We start from the raw sequence: 16324 nt of genomic DNA on the forward strand, positions 1-16324 counted from the left end.
GGGTGTCAGTCCTCCAGAAGTCCGGCCTGCGTCCCGGCTACCCGGTCCGGACCGAGCGCCTGCTGCTGCGTCCGCTCACCGTCAGCGATGTCGACGCACTGTTCGCCTACCGAAGCCGGCCCGATGTCTGCCGATACGTACCCTTCGAGCCGATGACCCGTGAGGTTCTGCACGAACGGCTCGCCTCGTCCTGGGCGAACACCGACCTCACGGACGAGGGTCAGGCCCTGACCCTCGGCATCGAAGTCGCCGGGACGGGTCGACTGGTCGGTGACGTGGTGCTGTTCTGGCACAGCCGGGAGCATGGTGGCGGCGAGATCGGCTACGTCGTGAATCCCGACTTCAGCGGAGACGGGTACGCCACCGAGGCGGCCCGCGCGCTGCTCCAGCTGGGCTTCGACGATCTCGGCCTGCACCGCATCGTCGCGCGGATCGACGAACGCAACGAGCCCTCGGCGAAGGTCGCGCGACGGCTGGGAATGCGACAGGAAGCCCGACTGGTGCGCAACGAGCTTTTCAAGGGGGAGTGGAGCACGGAACTCGACTTCGCGATGCTCGACGAGGAGTGGCCGGCGTACCGCACTCCGCGCTGACCGCTGGTTCCGCGGGGCGGGGGTGGCCGGCTGTTCACCCGCGCGAACCTCGCCGAGGTGCTCGGGCCAGACTGGACGGCGTGAACCGCTCGGAACGTCGGCCCACGCTGGTGATCAGCCACGGGGCGTGGCACCAGCCATCGAGTTGGGCCGCTACCTGTGCCGCGCTCGCCGAGCGCGGTTACCAGACGCGGGTGCCCGCTCTGCCGAGTGCCGGAAACCCCACCCCGACCGGGTCGATGTACGACGACGCCGACGTCATCGCGCGGGCGGTGACCGAGATCGACGGGCCGGTCGTCGTACTCGCGCACTCGTACGGCGGCATGCCGGCCACCCAGGGGGCCACGGGCCTGACCCAGGTCTCCCACCTCGTCTACGTGACCGCCTACCTGTTGGACGAGGGCGAGTCCGTGTTCAGCTTCCACGGCCGGAGTACGCCGAGCGACACCGGCGGCATCCTCCGACTGCTGAAGAACCCACGGGTGGCGCTCTACAACGACATCGCCGACGAGCCGGCGGGCCGGGCCCTCGACGAGCTCGTCAACCAGAGTCGGCGGTCGTTCACGGACAGGCTGACGAGTGCCGCCTGGCGCGACATCCCGTCGACGTACGTCCTCTGCGAGGACGACCGGGCAATACCCCTCGCGATGCAGGAGAGGATGGCCACCCGAGCCACGGCCAGTCGCTGGATCGCCGGAGGACATTCGCCCTATCTGGCGGCACCGCACCGGTTCGCCACGGTGATCGACGAGATCCTCCGGTCCACGCCCGACGCCACGCGCTGACCGCCCTGCGTGGCAGCCGTACGGCCCTCGTGCGGCCGGACCCGTGGCAGCCGTACGGCCCTTGGAAGACAGCAGCCGGCGCGGGCTCAGCCGAGCAGGGCCGGTCTCATCTCCGCGCCGAGATTGATCGCGCTGACCACCCGGTGACCGGTCGGGTCGTAGACGTCGATGCTGTTGTTGGTCCGCATCAGCTCCCGGGCCGGGGGCGGCAGCGGTGGAGGATCGTCCATGGCCGCGCGGATCTGTCGGGCGCTGGCGATCAGCCGATTGGCCAGGGAGGCGGCGTCGGTGTCCACCCGGACCCGGCCGTACTCCCAACCGGCGGTGGTGAGGTCGAACACCTCGAAGACGTGGGTCAGCAGCGGGTTCGGGTCGATCGCCCGGACGACCCGGGTCGCCCGGCTGCCGACGACCGTGGCGGCTGCGGCCACCTGCACGTACGGATGGAAGCCGCACGGCAACGCGAAGAGTGGCCAGCGCAACTCCGGTGCGGCCGACCGCCACAGCGGCCGATAGTTCCGGCGGTCCACCACGAGCCGGCGGCCGGTCCGCCGGTGCAGATCGAAGGCCTGGCCGAGGAAATCCGTGTGAGCCTCGTCGGCGACCTCGCGCAGGACCCTGGCCGCCACGGACAGGCCGTCGTCGCCGTCCAGCAACCGGACGATCGCATCGACCTGCTCGGGGAACTGGACCTGTACGCGGGCACCGAACCGCTGCCGTACGTCCTGGAGCAGTTCCTCCTGCCGCCCCGGATCGTGCTGGACCTGCCTCTTACCCAGCAGGAGCCGGAACCACCGCATGTCGCCTCGTCTCAGCAGCTGCCTCAGAACTCGGCAATGCTAGCGGAGATCCCTGCGAATGCTGACCAGCGACGCCCTCGGTATGACGGCCGCTACGGTGCGGCGTCGACTCGGGGGGGGTGTGGCCAGCGCCGCCATGTTCTCGACCGTCCACAAGCGCTGCTGCAGGAGAGGTCCTGGGCAACGGCGCCCTGGTGTCACCGGCCGATCCGCGGACCGGGTCTGCTCAGGCCGGGCCACCATCGGCGTCGGCACCGGGATCCTCCGGTCGGGCGACGATGACCTGCACGAGGTCCCGCAGGTGCCGGCCGAGCGGGGCCGGGTCCGCCGCGCTCAGCCCGTCCGTGCCGATGACCTTGCGCATCAGCCACACCCCGGCGAGCAGGGACAGCAGCAGCTCGGCACGTTGGGCGGCGTCCGGACCGGGTAGCAGGTCGGTCAGGTGTCGGCCGAGACGGTTCCGGACTCCGGCCCGGATGATCTCGGCGGCCCGCGGATTGGCCGCCGATCGCAGCACCAGCAGGAACGGGTCCGGGTCGTCGGCTTCCGGAGCGGTGCGGGCGACCAGCGTGGCCGCCAGCTGCTCGCTCAGCGTGGCAGGATCGTCGCCGACCACCGTACGGGGCGCGAAGGCCCGGTCGACGGCCTCGGCGAAGAGTTGCTCCTTCGACCCGAAGTAGCGGTTGACCAGCATCGCGGTCACTCCCGCGCCCCCGGCAACCTCGCGTACTCCGGCGCCGTCGTATCCGGCCCGGGTGAACGCGGCCACCGCCGAGTTCAGGATCGCCTCCCGGGTGGCGCTGGCGTTCCGCCGTCGCGGAGGTGGACCGCCGACGTCATCCGCCGCGCCCCCGGTCATGTCTACGATCGTAGACAGCCCGGTCGCAGGAGGTCTACGAACGTGGACATGACGAGACCCGAGTGGCCGAACAGGGGGCGGATCCGGCGTCAGCGTGCGGCGCGGCCGGGTCGACCCTGGCTGGTCGCGGAGCGCCGGTGGCCGACGCGAGGTGCCCGTACCACGGGGGAGTTACCGGATGCCGGGCGGTAGTCGCGCGCCGCGTCGGCCACGGTTTCGTCGGAATCGCGTCCGAGGGCCTGCCGGATGTGCGGCGGAACGAGGTCGGAGGTCGCCATCGCCAGTCGGACCTGCACCGACCGGTCGTCGACCAGGCGTTCCAGGTCCGCCTCGGCCAACTCGACGGTGCGGACGAGTGCGGCCCGGACGTCGACCACGGGATCCTGGGCGAGCGCGCTCCGCTGTTCGGCGGTGGTCCGGGGGTTCCGGGCGACCCCCTTGCGTACCCGGGCGGTGCGGTCGGCCATCAGGGCGGTGATCACGTCGGGATCGTGGGTGTGGGTGGCGAGGCGTTCCCGTACCTCCGGGGAGACGTCGTCGATCAGCCGGGCGGCCAGGTCGGGCTCCAGGTCGCGCCGCTCGGCGAGGAGACCACGAAGTTCCTTGTCGGGTGCCTCGGACATCACCCGGCGAACCGACTCGTCGCAACCCGGGTTGCCGGCGACCGCCCAGCGGATCCACCGGTCGGCGTCCTTAACCAGACGCAGCAGGTTGCCGACGGACGTCGAGGGATTCCTCGCCACCGCCTCCCGAACCTGACGATCATGGTCCCGGGTCAGTGGTCGCAGTGCCTGCGCGGGGGCGTCGGTCCGGGCCGCGACCGCCTTGCGGACCGCGGCCGACGGGTCGGACGCCAGGTCGAAGAGGGTCATTTGTGGCGTTGCGGGATCCTGCGCGAGGGCGAGCCGTGCGTCGGAACTCGTCTCCGTCGCACGCTGGGCGGTGGCACTCGACCCGGTGTGACGGTCGGACCCGCCGACGTCCTGCTGCTTCCCCATGGGCGCAATCATGTCATGCGCCGATCGGGGCGGTGCGAGCCTGACCAGCGCGACCGGACCGCACCGCCGCGCCGACAGGTGCGACAGAACCCCCGCAAGGCGGTCGAGAAGCCCCTGATCTCCCGCGAACCGGATCGGGTCGGCGCGCATCCCTGACGGCTGCGCGACAGAAGGCAAGCCCAGCGGCTCCGGCCGCAACCGATCGCGATCACGACACGTGTTAGAGGCACTTCCCGGCCGACGACCGGGATCTCCTGGGGGAGGGATCGTGCAATTGTCAACGCCGCCACGGCTGGACGAGTCGCCACCGCCGAGCTCGGGCCGTGAGGTACCGGAGATCAACTTCGACGAGTTCTACCAGATCCACTTCCGAACGTTGACAGTGCAGCTCTGCGCATACACCGGTGACATGGGACACGCACAGGACCTGGTGCAGGAGGCCTTCTGCCGGGCGTTCGCCCGCTGGCAGAAGATCGTCCGGTACGAGGATCCGGTGGCGTGGGTCCGCAGGGTCGCCTGGAATCTGGCCACCAGCCGGTGGCGGCGACTGCGTACCGCCCAGCTCTTCCTGCGCAGGCAGCGGGAGGAGCACGTGCCGGGACCCGGCCCGGATCGGGTCGCCCTGGAGGCCGCCCTCGCGCTCCTGCCTCCCAAACAACGCCGGGCCGTGGTCCTGCATCACCTGGCCGACATGCCCATCTCGGAGATCGCCCGTCAGGAAGGCGTGGCCGAGGGAACCGTCAAGTCCTGGCTCCACCGCGGTCGCGCCGCGCTGGCCGCACACCTGACCGAACGCAACGAGGAGACCCGCCGTGACTAACGGGGACAACTTCCTGGACATCCAGTTCGCCGCCTACCGCAACGAGCGGTTGGCCGAGGTCAGGCCGGCCGGCTCGGCGGCGGTACGCGCCACGGTCGGACACCGCCGCCGGGTCGCGATGACGGCCGGCGCGGCGGCCGCGGTGGCACTCATCGCCGGTCCGGCGGCCGGGTACGCCGCGCTCGAGCGAGGGCCGGCGCCTCCCGGGCCGGTCATCTCGACCGAGCCGACGCCGGAGCCGACTTCTCCGGCGCCGGTGAGCCCGTCACCGACCGGGACGGCCCCCAGGGCACCCGCCACGGCGGATGGCCACATCGCCCGGACGGACCTGCTCGGCGCCCGACTCGATCTGCCGCCGTGGTGGGGCGACGCGCCCTGCCAGGGGGAGGGCCGGCTGGCCGGCGACAAGCCCTCGGAGGAGGGCAACTGGCTGGAGAGCGTCGACTACGCGGACGTGGACCGGGACGGCGCCGAAGAGACGGTGGCCATGCTCGGCTGCAAGTTCAACCACAAGGTCATCCAGACCCAGGTGGCGGTCTTCGAACGGGACCCGACCGGTAAGATCATCGTCGCGGGTCAGGTGCTGACGAGCCGGCCGATCGGCTGGATCTTCCAGGTCGACGCGCGGCCGGACGGCTCGATCCGGATCGAGGTCGGCGACCGGGAGCCGGTGGGCGAACGCGACGAGAACCTGGTGGTCCGGCAGTGGCGGACGTACGGCTGGACCGGCCAGAAGTTCGCGCAGACCGCCGGCCCGAGGAGCTTCCCCGCCAAGCCGAACCTGGCCGACCTGCGGGTGACCGCCACCGATATCGCCTACGGTGCGCCGCAGGACGGGTCCCGGCACGGGACCACCACCGTCCGGATCCACAACGCGGGGCCGGCCGACGCGGACTACGTCTTCCTGTCGTTGGAACTCGGCGACAACGTGCGGCACGAGGGCAAGGGCTGGTCGGGCTGTGCGGAGGCGAACACCAACGCGGGATCCTCGCCCCCGAACCTCGGCTGCCTGCTGGGCCGGTTGCCGGCCGGCGAGACCCGAACACTCGTGCTCGGGGTGGCCAGTAGCGGCGCGGAACTGAGCCAGGTTTCGGCCAGGGCCCACGTGATGCGCCTGGACCGGCAGCGGGACCCCGTACCGGACGCCAAGACGGCGGACAACGAGTTCCACTTCGACCAGGGTTAGTACCGCAACCGCAACAGCCGAACGGGTGGGTACCCGGCGTGCGTCGCCGCGTACCCACCCGTTCGGGATGGGTGCTCAGCCGAAGGCGCGGGCCTGCCAGGTGCCGACCTGGTCGGCGGGGAGCGCCTCGGGCAGGATGGCCATCCGGTCGACCTCACCGGTGAGCCGCTGGCCGCCGTCCTGGTCCGCGGCGAACCGCAGTTCCCTCGTGGCACAGCCGACGATGCCACCGTCCGGCACCTTCGCCGTACCGGCCCGCTGACCGTCGACGTAGACGACGATGTCGCCGTTGTCGTCCATCGTGATCACCAGGTCGATCCAGCGGTTGACCGGCAGGGTCGCGGTGCTGGTCACCCCGGTGCCGGAGCCGATGAACCGCACCTGGTTGCCCGGGGTGAGGTCGATCAGGACGCCGTCCGTTCCGGGGTCACCGCCGGGCTGGAAATCGAACAGCCGCCGATAGCTGCCGCTGGTGGTCACCTTGACCTCGGCGGCGAAGGTGGCGGTCTCCAGGAAGCCCAGCGTGGTCGGGGCGGTACGCAGGAACCGCGTGCCGTCCAGCACCAGCGCGCTGCCGCTCGGCCCGTCGGCGACGTACCCGGCACCGCTCTGCACCGTGGCCGTGCGCCCGTACGGCGACCGGTCGGCCACGGTGTCCCCGGACGTCGGATCCCAGGCGACGAGCGGGTTCGCCGGGTCCGGCCGGTCACACGGCGGCGGGATCGGCAACTGGATCGCGGTGCTGCCGGAGGCCCGCCAGTCGTCGTGGACCAGCCGCGCCTCGATCCGGTTCCGGCCCGGCGCGGCCTCCCGGCTGGGCGTGACGGTGAACCGGTAGACCTGGGAGTCGCCGGGCCGCAGTCGGGGTACCTGCAACTGTCCCGGCCGGCCGGTCCAGCCGGTCGGCAGGACCAGCTTCACCCGGGAGGCCGGCACGGTGGCCCCGCCGGAGGCCCGGACCGTCACCGAGACCGTGCCGGACTGGCCGGCCTCCAGCGTCGCCGGTGCGTCGATCTCGAAGCTCACGCCGGCGGTGGCGACGTACCGGTGGCCCTTGCGGGCGGTGAAGGTGGCCCGGTCGCCGTTGCCGTCCGGGTTGACCCGCTTGCCGGTCGTCGCGTCGACCAGCCGGTACGGGCCGGCGAAGAGCGGGCTGCGCAGCGTGACCGGGCCGTCCCGGCCGGCGGTGACGGCGACCTCGGTGGCGGCGCCGCCGGACCAACTGGTGTCGACGGTCAGGTCACCCCGGGCGCGCAGCCCGGAGACCGAGCCGGTGGGCCAGGCGCTCGGCAACGCCGGCAGGATCTGCACCTCGCCGGTCTGGCTCTGTAGCAGCATCTCGGCGATTCCGGAGGTGGCGCCGAAGTTGCCGTCGATCTGGAACGGCGGGTGGGTGTCCCAGAGGTTGGCCAGGGTGCTCTGCCGGAGCTGCTCGGTCAGCATCTTGTGCGCGTGGTCGCCGTCCAGCAGCCGGGACCAGAAATTGATCTTCCAGGCCTTGCTCCAGCCGGTACCGCCGTCGCCACGTGCGTTCAGCGAGACCTTCGCGGCGGCCGCCAGCTCCGGGTCCTTCAGCGCGGAGATCTGCGCCCCCGGATGCAGCGCGAACAGGTGCGACACGTGCCGGTGCTGGTCGCCCGGGTTGTCCAGGTCCTCCTTCCACTCCTGGAGCTGCCCCCAGGAGCCGACCCGGATGCCGGGGTCCAGCTTGTCCAGCGCGGCCCGGACCTCCTGACGGAACGCGGCGTCGCCGCCGACGATCCCGGCCGCCTCGACCGTGTTGGTGAAGAGCTCCCAGACGATCTGCTGGGACATCGACGCGCCGGCGGTGAAGTCGCCGTTCTCCGGCGAGTAGCTGGGGGAGACCACCAGCTTGCCGTCGCGCGGATCGACGACCAGTTCGTCGAGCCAGAAGAGCGCCAACTGCTTCATGACCGGGTACGCCCGGTCCCGCAGGAACCTCTCGTCCCGGGTGAACCGGTAGTGCTCGTAGTAGTGCTGCGCCAGCCAGGCGCCGGCCTCGGGGAACCAGAACGACTGCGGGTAGCTGTGCAGGCCGGTGAAGCCGTAGATGTTGGTCTCGTTGTTGACCACCCAGCCCCGGTTGCCGTAGACCTGCTCCGCCGTCACCTGCCCGGGCGGCACCATCGAGTCCACGTAGTCGAACAGCGGCGCGGTGGTCTCGGACAGGTTGGTGATCTCGGCCGGCCAGTAGTTCATCTGGAGGTTGATGTTGACGTGGTAGTCGGCGTCCCAGGGCGGGTTGGTGACGTTGTTCCACACGCCCTGGAGGTTCGCCGGCAGCGAGCCGGCCCGGGACGACGCGACCAGCAGATAGCGGCCGTACTGGAAGAAGAGCGCCTCCAGCGCGCGGTCCGCCGCCGAGTCGCCGCCCCGGTAGGCGCGGAGCAGGTCGTCGGTCGGGATGTTCGGCATCGCCTGGCCGATGTTCAGCCGTACCCGGTCGAAGAGGGCCCGGTGGTCGGCGGTGTGCGCCGCGACCAGATCGGCGTACGACTTCGCGGCGGCCCGGTCGACGGCGGCGGTGACCGCCGGATGCGGGTCCGGTCCCCGGTACGTCGGATAGGTGTCGGCGTAGTTCGTGCCGGCGCCGAGGACGACGGTGGCCGAGTCGGCGCCGGCCACGGTGACCGTGCCGTCGGTGCCGTCGGCGACCGTACCGCCCTCGGCGGTCACCTGGATCTGTGACTCGTACTTCAGTTTGTTGTCGTTGAGCGTGCCGGCGAAGGTGATCCGGCCGCCGCTGGCGGTGGTGCTCTTCGACCGGTTGTTCGGCGCGGTCACCCCGGTGGTGAACCCGACCCGGCCGGGCTGGTCGGCGCTGAGCCGGACCACGAGCACGTTGTCGGGGTTGCTGGCGAAGTACTCCCGGGTGTAGCGCACACCGTCGTCGGAGTAGCTGACCCGGGCGATGGCCCGGCCGATGTTCAGTTCACGGCGGTAGTCCTGGACGGTGCCGGGATCCTCGGAGAGCCGCAGCGTCAGGTCACCGAAGGTGTTGTACGACCCGAACCCGCTCTTCGGCTGGCCGAGCCGGTTCGCCACCTCCTGTGGACTCAGCCGCCCCCGCTCGTTGATCAGTTGTTGGACCTCGGCGATCGCGTTCGGGCGCGGCGAGGTCCAGTTGCCGAAGTTGTAGCCACCGGCCGAGCCGGGCCCGCCGGTCCAGAGGCTCTTCTCGTTGAACTGCACGGTTTCGGCGCCGACCCGGCCGAAGACCATCCCGCCCAGTGCGCCGTTGCCGATCGGCAGCGCCTGGGTCTCCCAGTCGGCGGCGGGTTCGTCGTACCAGAGGGTCAGGGCGTCATCGGCCGAGGCGGCCGGTACGGCGCCCGGGGCCGCCGAGGCGGGCATGGTGGTGGACCAGGTGGGCAGCAGGGCGGTCAGCGCGGTCGCCAGGCCGGCGGCCGTCCACCGGCGCAGCGTGCGGCGCCGGACAGGGTCATCCATCAGTATCTCCGGTCGTCGGATGTGGGGCGGGCAGGGCTCTGGCGAGCCGGACGACCGCACCGCCGATCGCGGGTTCGACACGCCTCCGATGTTTGGCCACGAGGTTACAAAGGACACCGTTGAGAAACAAGGGTGGTGAGCCATGGTGAACCGATCGAATCTCTGCTGACGGCGGTGTTGGGCCACTAGACATCCGATGTATTGGAGTGCCGGTGGGTGCGTGGCATCCCAGCCCTTCGGGCCGACGGGCCGGCCTCCGGCGACGGGGTAGGAGCAGCCCGGCCGGACGAACATCGAGTGAGGAGCGAGTTGAGAGCCGGGACCTGGCGCCGCGGTCCTATTCGCGGGGTCGGGCGGGCAGCAGCGCGCCGACGGCGAGCATGATGGCGACCGTGACCGCGGTCGCCGGGGGGATCGTGCTGCGGCCCATGTGCCGGAACAACAGCACGACGGCGGGTACCGCCACCAGGGTGGTCGAGACGATCAGGACGACGTGTCCCCAGCCCGGTCGGGGAATCCGGCGGGTTCGGAGCGACGCCCATCCGATGGTCGTGACCATCTGTACGCCGAGCAGGAAGACCATGCCCGCCGGCCCCTGCTTCACCAGGAGCACGCCGCCGAGCGCGATGTCGGTCGGCATCAGCAGCACCAGGGCCGCCGCGGCGGCGGCGACCGCCGGACTTCTCCGGTGGACGCGGAAGGCGGGCGGGTCCGGGTCGGTGCGCTCGGGCGGCTCCGCCGGCCCGGCTCCGGTGGCGGCGGGTCGGGGTCCGGGCTCCGCCGCCGCTACCGGATCCGGCGCGGTGCCCCCGGCCGGACCGAGGTGGAGACTGCCGGTGGCCACCGCCAGCTCCGGTTGTTCGATCACGGTCGGCGCCAGCCCGAGGGTACGGTGCAGCAGGCTCGCCACGAGCGGAACGCGGCTGGAGCCGCCGACGAGGAACAGCCCGGCCAGTGCCTCGCGGGTCACGCCGGCCCGGCGCAGGGTCGTCAGCGCGACCTCGACGCTGCGTTCCAGTAGCGGGTGGGCCGCCCGTTCGAACTCCTCCCGGGTCAGTCGCACTGTCACGTCGACGAGCGGGACGTAGAGGTCCGCGGCGGCATGGCGGGACAGCTGCTCCTTGACCGCCCGGGCGCCGTCCCAGAGGGTTCTGCGGGCCCGCTGGTCGTCGGGCGCCCGGGGCCAGTCCAACCGCCCCCACGCGTCGACGGCCGCGTCCCTGGTCAGTTGCCGGGCGTGTGCTACCACGAGGTGATCCAGGTCGACCCCGCCGAGATCGGCCAGGCCGGCGGCGGCGAGCGTGTCGAACCCGGTGCCGTGGCGGCGCAGCACACTGGTGTCGAAGGTGCCGGCGCCCAGGTCGTAGACCGACACCGCATGACCTTCCGGCAGTTCACGACCGAGCACGGTGCTGAAGTACGCGGCCGCCGCGATCGGCTCGGGCACCAGCGTCACCTCGCCCAGCCCGGCCCGCCGCGCCGCGTCGCCCAGCACATCCGTCCGGGCCCGGCCCCACGTCGCCGGGTGCGTCAGCACCACCGTCGCCGGGGCCGCGCCGACGACCCGGCGCGCCTCCCGCTCCACCCGGGCCAGCACCGCCGCGATCAGATCCAGCACCGGGATCTCCCGCTCGCCCAGCCACACGGTGCCCTCGTCGATGCGCCGCTTCGGGTGCGGCTCGAACCCGCCCGGATGCGCCAACCCCGCCCGGTAGGCGTCCGCACCGGTCAGCACCTCGGTGTCCGGCCCGGCGAACACCCCGGAACCCAGCAACGGCGAGGCGTCGAACAACAGCGGGGTCACCGCCCCGGCCCCGTTCCGGAGTACCGCCACCGTGCTCGTGGTGCCGAAGTCGATTCCGAGCCGGACCCCCATGGCGGTCAGCATCGTGCCCTGGACCTCGCCCGGCGGGCCGACCAGACCGGCGACGCGGCCCGGCGGCGGTCAGGCCCGGCGGTAACTCCGCCGGGACTGCGATGATTCGGCCCGCGCTGCCCCGGACAGGGATCGATCGGCACGGTGACACCGTATCCCGCCATCGGAGTCGGTCGCTGCCTCGGCTGTGCCGCACCACCCCGGCTCGACCCGACGCGGTCCCACCTACGTCGTGCTCGGCCAGATCAGGTCGCCGGAGATGCCGGATCGGACGGGGGAGTGCGGCCCCGTCGCCTGTCGTTGCCGGTCCGGCCATCCGATCCGGGCGACCACCGCGTCGGTGATGTCCTCGACCGCCTGGCCATCGGTGTCGATCCGGTGGCCGATCCCGGCCCGTTCCAGGGTCTCGGCCTCGCGCGCCGCCCGGTCGGCGACCTGGCGCAGGTACGGGACGGGCCTGCCCAGCAGCGGATCGCCGGGTTGTGACCAGTTGCCACGACCCTGGCCACGAAGCATGATCCGGCTGGTCAGCTGGTCCCGTCCGGCGTGCAGGCGGCACACGGTCACCGTCGATGCGGCCAGCGCGTCGGCGTACCCGGCGAGGGCGGATCCGTCTTCGGCAGGGCCGACCATGACCAGCGCCTGTGCTCCGGCATCACGGTAGACCCGCCACACGGCCGCGAGGTTCTGCGCCTTCACGCGATGACCGGCCGGCGTGGGGCCGCAGAAGCCGAGCTGGTCCAGGTCGACGTACGCGGCGGTCAGCCCGGCGCCGAGGACCTTCAGGTAGACCTGGAAGCCCACGGTGGACTTGCCGACACCGGTCGCGCCACAGAGCCACAGGACGTACCCGGCGGGGTCCGCGTCGGCTCCCGCGCCTTTCGGGACAGTGTGGCCGTGGGCGGCTGGTTCGGGCGCGGACGGAGGTCCGGGTGGGTCGCTGCGCACCGGCCAGCCATCGACGCGGTCGCGTACCCGGCGCGCCACCTCCGGCACCGTCAGTCCGCTGGTGTCCACGCAGACCTCGGCGACGGCCCCGGCATCCAGCCGTGCGGCCTCCAGCAACGCGTTCGTCAGTCCCTTCTCGTGTCCCTGCCGGCCGACGAACCGCCGCTTCAGCTCCTCCTCGCCAGCGCGTAACCGGCAGACCGTCAACGTCAGGTGGGTCAGTTCGTCGCGGTGCACGCCATGGTCGGCGTCGACAACGCCGGAGACCACGACACACCGGGCCCCGGCCGCGCGGTAGCCGGCGACGACGCCATCGAGATTGCGTGCCTTCATCCGGTGTCGAGCGGGATCGCCGGCCGCCTCCGGGTAGCACATGCCGAGCTGGTCGATGTCGACGTAGCCGGTCTGGACCCCGGACCGGACCAGCTCCGAGTAGATCTCCCAGCCCACCGCGGTCTTCCCGACCCCCGGAGGGCCGCACAACCACAGCACCGGAATCGCGTCGCCGGTCACCACCGGGAACCCCTCGGCGGACAAGGGGCGACATCGGGGCGCGACGCCTCGCCCCGTCCGACCGTTGCCCAGACCATGACCGACGATTCTCGCGTCCGTGGTCCGGCGCGTCGAGTCCATTCCCGTGGGCGGCGGCCCGGTGCACCGGACGAGGCACCATCGACGGTGAACTATGGTGATCGCGAATGGGAGGTCCGACCGTGATTCACCACGTGCAGCTCGCCTGCCCACCCGACAGCGAAGACGCCCTGCGTGCCTTCTACGTCGGCGTGCTGGGCCTGGCGGAGATTCCGAAGCCTCCGGTGCTGGCCGCCCGTGGTGGGTGCTGGTTCCGTGGTCACGGCCTCGAGCTGCACCTCGGCGTCGAGCAGGACTTCCGGCCGGCCCGCAAGGCGCACCCGGGCCTACTGGTCGACGATCTCGATGCCTGGGCGACTCGACTGCGGACGGCCGGATACGGCGTCGAGTTCGACGATGACTTCCCCGGCATGCGCCGCTTCTACAGCAACGACTGCCATGGCAACCGACTGGAGTTCCTGCAGCCGCTCGCCTGAGCCGGGGCGGGGCCGCGGCTCGCCGAAAAGGCTTTCGGAGGAATGCGGCCCCCGTCCCGGCGCCAGTCGGGTACGTCTACGCCCTCCGCGAACCCGGCCGACATCTCGATCACCGTCGACGGCGTGGTGGCGGGCGACTCGCGATCGCACACCTGCTGGCGGGTGGCCGGTGCACCATGGCCAACCCCCACCGCACCCCTCGGCCGAAGACCCACCGGTCGCGCCGGTGCCCCTTCCCGCGGCCGAAAGATTTCGGCGACGCCGCCGTGGCCGCCGGGCACCGATGATGCTGTTCGATGAACCACGGACGGACGTCGAAACCAACTGTTGACAGGGCCGTAACGGGCGGCCAGAATCCTCCGAAAAGGTTTTCGGTACTTTCAACATCGCGGTTGGTCGGAAAAGCTCTCGCGGGCTTCCCGACATGTCGGGTGTGGAGCTGCTCATGGTCGACGCCGCGACCGACCACCGGTCGTTCGCCAACCAGCTGCGTTGGGACAACGGCTACCACGGGCTGTAGTCGCACCTCGTACTGCAACAACAGGGAGAACGGCTCTTATCTCAGACAGACCCGAGGAGAATCATGAGAAGAACATCGGGCCGACGGACCGCTCTGCGGTCGTTGGCCGGAGTCCTTGCGGTGACGCTGGTGCTCAGCGTGGCGGCCTGCGGTGACGACAGCCCGGGGGACCAGGGCGGCGCGGCTCAGGCCGGCCCCAACGGAGTGGACGACGGCAGCGAGCTGACGCTGTGGACCCGGGCCCCGCTGGAGAAGCAGGCGAAGCTTCTCGTCGAGGCGTACAACGCAGGCCACAAGAACAAGGTCAAGCTGACCGTCGTCCCCAACGACGACTACGTCGCGAAGGTGGGCGCGGCGGCGGGCTCCGACAGCCTGCCGGACCTCTTCGCCGCGGACATCGTCTACGTGCCGAACTGGGTCAACCAGGGACTGTTCCAGGATCTCAGCTCGAACATCGACGGACTCAGCTTCAAGGACTCCGTCAACAAGGGCCACCTCGCGGCCGGTACGCAGGACGGCAGGAAGCACGTGCTGCCGTTCGTACTCGACCTGTCGATGCTGTTCTGGAACAAGCAGCTGTTCAAGGATGCCGGGCTGGACCCGGAGAAGGCGCCCGCGAGCATGGTGGAGTACGCCGCGGCGGCCAAGGCGGTCCAGGCGATGAAGAAGGACGGCGTCTACGGCACGGCGGCCGGTCTGAACTGCGGCGGTTGCCTGGTCTTCACGTGGTTCCCCTCCATCTGGGCCGCCGGCAACGAGGTGCTCAGTGAGGATGGCAGGGAGTCCAAGCTGGCCGACGACACCGCCAAGAAGGTGTACGACATCTGGGCCGACCTGTGGCGGTCGGGTGCCGTCCTGCCGGCCTCGTCCGGAGAGACGGGACCGACCTGGACGGCGGCGTTCACCGAGGGCAAGGTCGGCCTGATGCTCTACCCCGCGACGCTGCTCTCTTCCACGCCGTTCGATGCCGGCGTCGCCGGTATCCCCGGCCCCGACGGTGGTGCGTCGACCTTCGTCGGCGGCGACGGCATCGGCGTGTCGAAGGACTCGAAGAAGGCCACCCAGGCCTGGAACTTCCTCAGCTGGATGATGTCCGAGGAGGCCCAGGTGGAGGTGCTGGCGAAGAACAAGGACGTGGTGTCCCGCTCCGACCTGGCGAAGAACAAGTACGCCACCGCGGACCCGCGCCTGGTCACCATCAACGAGGTGGCCGGCAAGGGTGACACCCCGGTCGCGATGAACTTCCAGCAGGCGTTCAACGCACCGAACAGTCCCTGGCTGACCCTCGTGCGCAACCAGGTGCTCAACGCCAGCGGCGACACCCAGAAGGACAACAGCGAGATCACCGCCGTACTCAAGCAGTAGCCCTGATCGTCGCGGGCGTATGCCGGCAGCCGGACCCGTCGGACCGGCATGCGCCCGCCTCGCGGCACCGGAACGGGTGACCGGTCCGGCCCATCGCCGATGGAACGAGGAGTTGTCATGAATGTCGACGCACCGTCGCGCACATCCAGTGCGACGACGCGGGGCGGCTTCCGTCCCAGCCGCCGCCAGGCCCTGCTCGGCTGGATCTACGCCACGCCGACCGCGGTGTTCGTGGTGGCGCTGTTCCTGGTGCCCCTGCTACTCGTCATCAAGATGTCGCTGTCGAGATGGCCGCTTCTCAGCGGCGACCAGGGACCCAACGCGCCGGACAACTTCACCAAGGCGATCGACCACCGCTTCTTCACCGACTCGGTGGTCTTCACGATCAAGTACACGGTGATCGCGACCGTGCTGCTGCTGCTCCTCGGCCTGGGGATGGCGCTGCTCGTCCAGGAGTCCAGCCGGTGGAACAACCTGCTCCGGGCGTCGTTCCTGGTTCCCAGCGCACTCGGGTTGGCCTCGGCGTCCCTGCTGTTCTACGTGCTCTACTCGCCCTATGCGAGCCCGTTCGCGCCGGTGATGGAGAGCCTCGGCATCACCTTCCTCGGCTCGCCGAACGCGGCGCTCTTCTCGACCGTGTTCCTCATCGTCTGGCGCTACGCCGGCTTCTACATGGTGCTCATGCTGGTCGGGCTGCAGAGCATCCCGGCGGACGTGTTCGAGGCGGCGCGCTCGGACGGCGCGACCCGCTGGCAGACCTTCCGGAGCATCACCCTGCCGCTGCTCCGTCCGACGCTGGCGCTGACGACCGTGCTCTGCGTGACCGGATCCCTGCTCGCCTTCGAGCAGTTCTACATCCTCACCAAGGGCGGCCCGGACAACAGCACCATCACCGTGGTGCAGCTCATCTACATGATCGCGTTCCAGGGCCAGAACGACCTCGGCGTCGCCGCGGCGCTCTCGGTCATCGTGCTGGCGGCTCTGGTCCTCATCAACGCGCTGCAACTGCGCGCCTTCCGGTCCGAGGAGAACTGAT

Annotated in this window: 13 protein-coding genes; 7 read left to right on the forward strand and 6 right to left on the reverse strand. The window is 70.8% G+C overall.

All coding sequences use genetic code 11. The features are described from left to right. The first annotated feature begins 2 nt into the window (after positions 1-2). A complete protein-coding gene (locus H4W31_RS24880; RefSeq protein WP_318783387.1) occupies positions 3-593 on the forward strand; it encodes a GNAT family N-acetyltransferase in 591 nt (196 codons plus the stop codon). 80 nt (positions 594-673) lie between these two features. Beyond that, positions 674-1378 (forward strand): alpha/beta hydrolase, encoded by a 705-nt coding sequence (locus H4W31_RS24885; RefSeq protein WP_192768857.1) that lies wholly within the window; start codon positions 674-676, stop codon positions 1376-1378. 86 nt (positions 1379-1464) lie between these two features. Here H4W31_RS24885 and H4W31_RS24890 read toward each other — a convergent pair whose 3' ends face one another. The 3 genes from H4W31_RS24890 to H4W31_RS24900 form a co-directional block, all read right to left on the reverse strand. Beyond that, the gene (locus H4W31_RS24890; RefSeq protein ID WP_192768858.1) at positions 1465-2178 is read right to left on the reverse strand and encodes a hypothetical protein; all 714 of its coding nucleotides are present in this window, start codon (positions 2176-2178) and stop codon (positions 1465-1467) included. A gap of 226 nt (positions 2179-2404) precedes the next feature. Then, positions 2405-3037 (reverse strand): TetR/AcrR family transcriptional regulator, encoded by a 633-nt coding sequence (locus H4W31_RS24895; protein ID WP_192768859.1) that lies wholly within the window; start codon positions 3035-3037, stop codon positions 2405-2407. Positions 3038-3126: 89 nt separating this feature from the next. Then, a complete protein-coding gene (locus H4W31_RS24900; protein WP_192768860.1) occupies positions 3127-4035 on the reverse strand; it encodes a hypothetical protein in 909 nt (302 codons plus the stop codon). A gap of 268 nt (positions 4036-4303) precedes the next feature. Between H4W31_RS24900 and H4W31_RS24905 the strand changes: the two genes are divergently transcribed. Together H4W31_RS24905 and H4W31_RS24910 are read left to right on the forward strand one after the other, a co-directional pair. Continuing rightward, entirely contained in the window at positions 4304-4855 is a 552-nt protein-coding gene (locus H4W31_RS24905) for a SigE family RNA polymerase sigma factor (protein WP_192768861.1), read from the forward strand. Continuing rightward, positions 4848-6041: a hypothetical protein gene (locus tag H4W31_RS24910; protein ID WP_192768862.1), complete on the forward strand. Its 1194-nt coding sequence runs from the start codon at positions 4848-4850 to the stop codon at positions 6039-6041. The genes H4W31_RS24905 and H4W31_RS24910 overlap by 8 nt, the downstream gene beginning before the upstream one ends. A gap of 75 nt (positions 6042-6116) precedes the next feature. Here the strand turns inward: H4W31_RS24910 and H4W31_RS24915 are convergent, their stop codons facing one another. From H4W31_RS24915 to H4W31_RS24925, 3 genes are all read right to left on the reverse strand, one after another. Continuing rightward, positions 6117-9512 (reverse strand): glycosyl hydrolase family 95 catalytic domain-containing protein, encoded by a 3396-nt coding sequence (locus H4W31_RS24915; RefSeq protein WP_192768863.1) that lies wholly within the window; start codon positions 9510-9512, stop codon positions 6117-6119. A gap of 337 nt (positions 9513-9849) precedes the next feature. Further along, positions 9850-11400 carry an Hsp70 family protein gene (locus tag H4W31_RS24920; RefSeq protein ID WP_192768864.1) on the reverse strand — a complete coding sequence of 517 codons (1551 nt, stop codon included), beginning with the start codon at positions 11398-11400 and terminating at the stop codon, positions 9850-9852. A 213-nt stretch (positions 11401-11613) separates the two neighbouring features. After that, positions 11614-12852 carry an AAA family ATPase gene (locus H4W31_RS24925; RefSeq protein ID WP_192768865.1) on the reverse strand — a complete coding sequence of 413 codons (1239 nt, stop codon included), beginning with the start codon at positions 12850-12852 and terminating at the stop codon, positions 11614-11616. 182 nt (positions 12853-13034) lie between these two features. Between H4W31_RS24925 and H4W31_RS24930 the strand changes: the two genes are divergently transcribed. From H4W31_RS24930 to H4W31_RS24940, 3 genes are all read left to right on the forward strand, one after another. Beyond that, positions 13035-13403 carry a VOC family protein gene (locus H4W31_RS24930; RefSeq protein ID WP_192768866.1) on the forward strand — a complete coding sequence of 123 codons (369 nt, stop codon included), beginning with the start codon at positions 13035-13037 and terminating at the stop codon, positions 13401-13403. A 583-nt stretch (positions 13404-13986) separates the two neighbouring features. After that, on the forward strand, positions 13987-15288 hold the full coding sequence (locus tag H4W31_RS24935) for an ABC transporter substrate-binding protein (RefSeq protein ID WP_192768867.1): 1302 nt from the start codon (positions 13987-13989) through the stop codon (positions 15286-15288). Between the two features lie 117 nt (positions 15289-15405). Continuing rightward, positions 15406-16323: a carbohydrate ABC transporter permease gene (locus H4W31_RS24940; RefSeq protein WP_192768868.1), complete on the forward strand. Its 918-nt coding sequence runs from the start codon at positions 15406-15408 to the stop codon at positions 16321-16323. Position 16324: the final 1 nt, after the last annotated feature.

Source organism: Plantactinospora soyae, assembly GCF_014874095.1.
GTDB lineage: Bacteria > Actinomycetota > Actinomycetes > Mycobacteriales > Micromonosporaceae > Plantactinospora > Plantactinospora soyae.

Bases quoted from the DNA above. Each gene is read 5' to 3' on its own strand.
- H4W31_RS24940 (WP_192768868.1), top strand. From the start codon at position 15,406: ATGAATGTCGACGCACCGTCGCGCACATCCAGTGCGACGACGCGGGGC.
- H4W31_RS24890 (WP_192768858.1), bottom strand. From the start codon at position 2,178: ATGCGGTGGTTCCGGCTCCTGCTGGGTAAGAGGCAGGTCCAGCACGAT.
- H4W31_RS24900 (WP_192768860.1), bottom strand. From the start codon at position 4,035: ATGGGGAAGCAGCAGGACGTCGGCGGGTCCGACCGTCACACCGGGTCG.
- H4W31_RS24935 (WP_192768867.1), top strand. From the start codon at position 13,987: ATGAGAAGAACATCGGGCCGACGGACCGCTCTGCGGTCGTTGGCCGGA.
- H4W31_RS24920 (WP_192768864.1), bottom strand. From the start codon at position 11,400: ATGCTGACCGCCATGGGGGTCCGGCTCGGAATCGACTTCGGCACCACG.
- H4W31_RS24930 (WP_192768866.1), top strand. From the start codon at position 13,035: ATGGGAGGTCCGACCGTGATTCACCACGTGCAGCTCGCCTGCCCACCC.
- H4W31_RS24915 (WP_192768863.1), bottom strand. From the start codon at position 9,512: ATGGATGACCCTGTCCGGCGCCGCACGCTGCGCCGGTGGACGGCCGCC.
- H4W31_RS24895 (WP_192768859.1), bottom strand. From the start codon at position 3,037: ATGACCGGGGGCGCGGCGGATGACGTCGGCGGTCCACCTCCGCGACGG.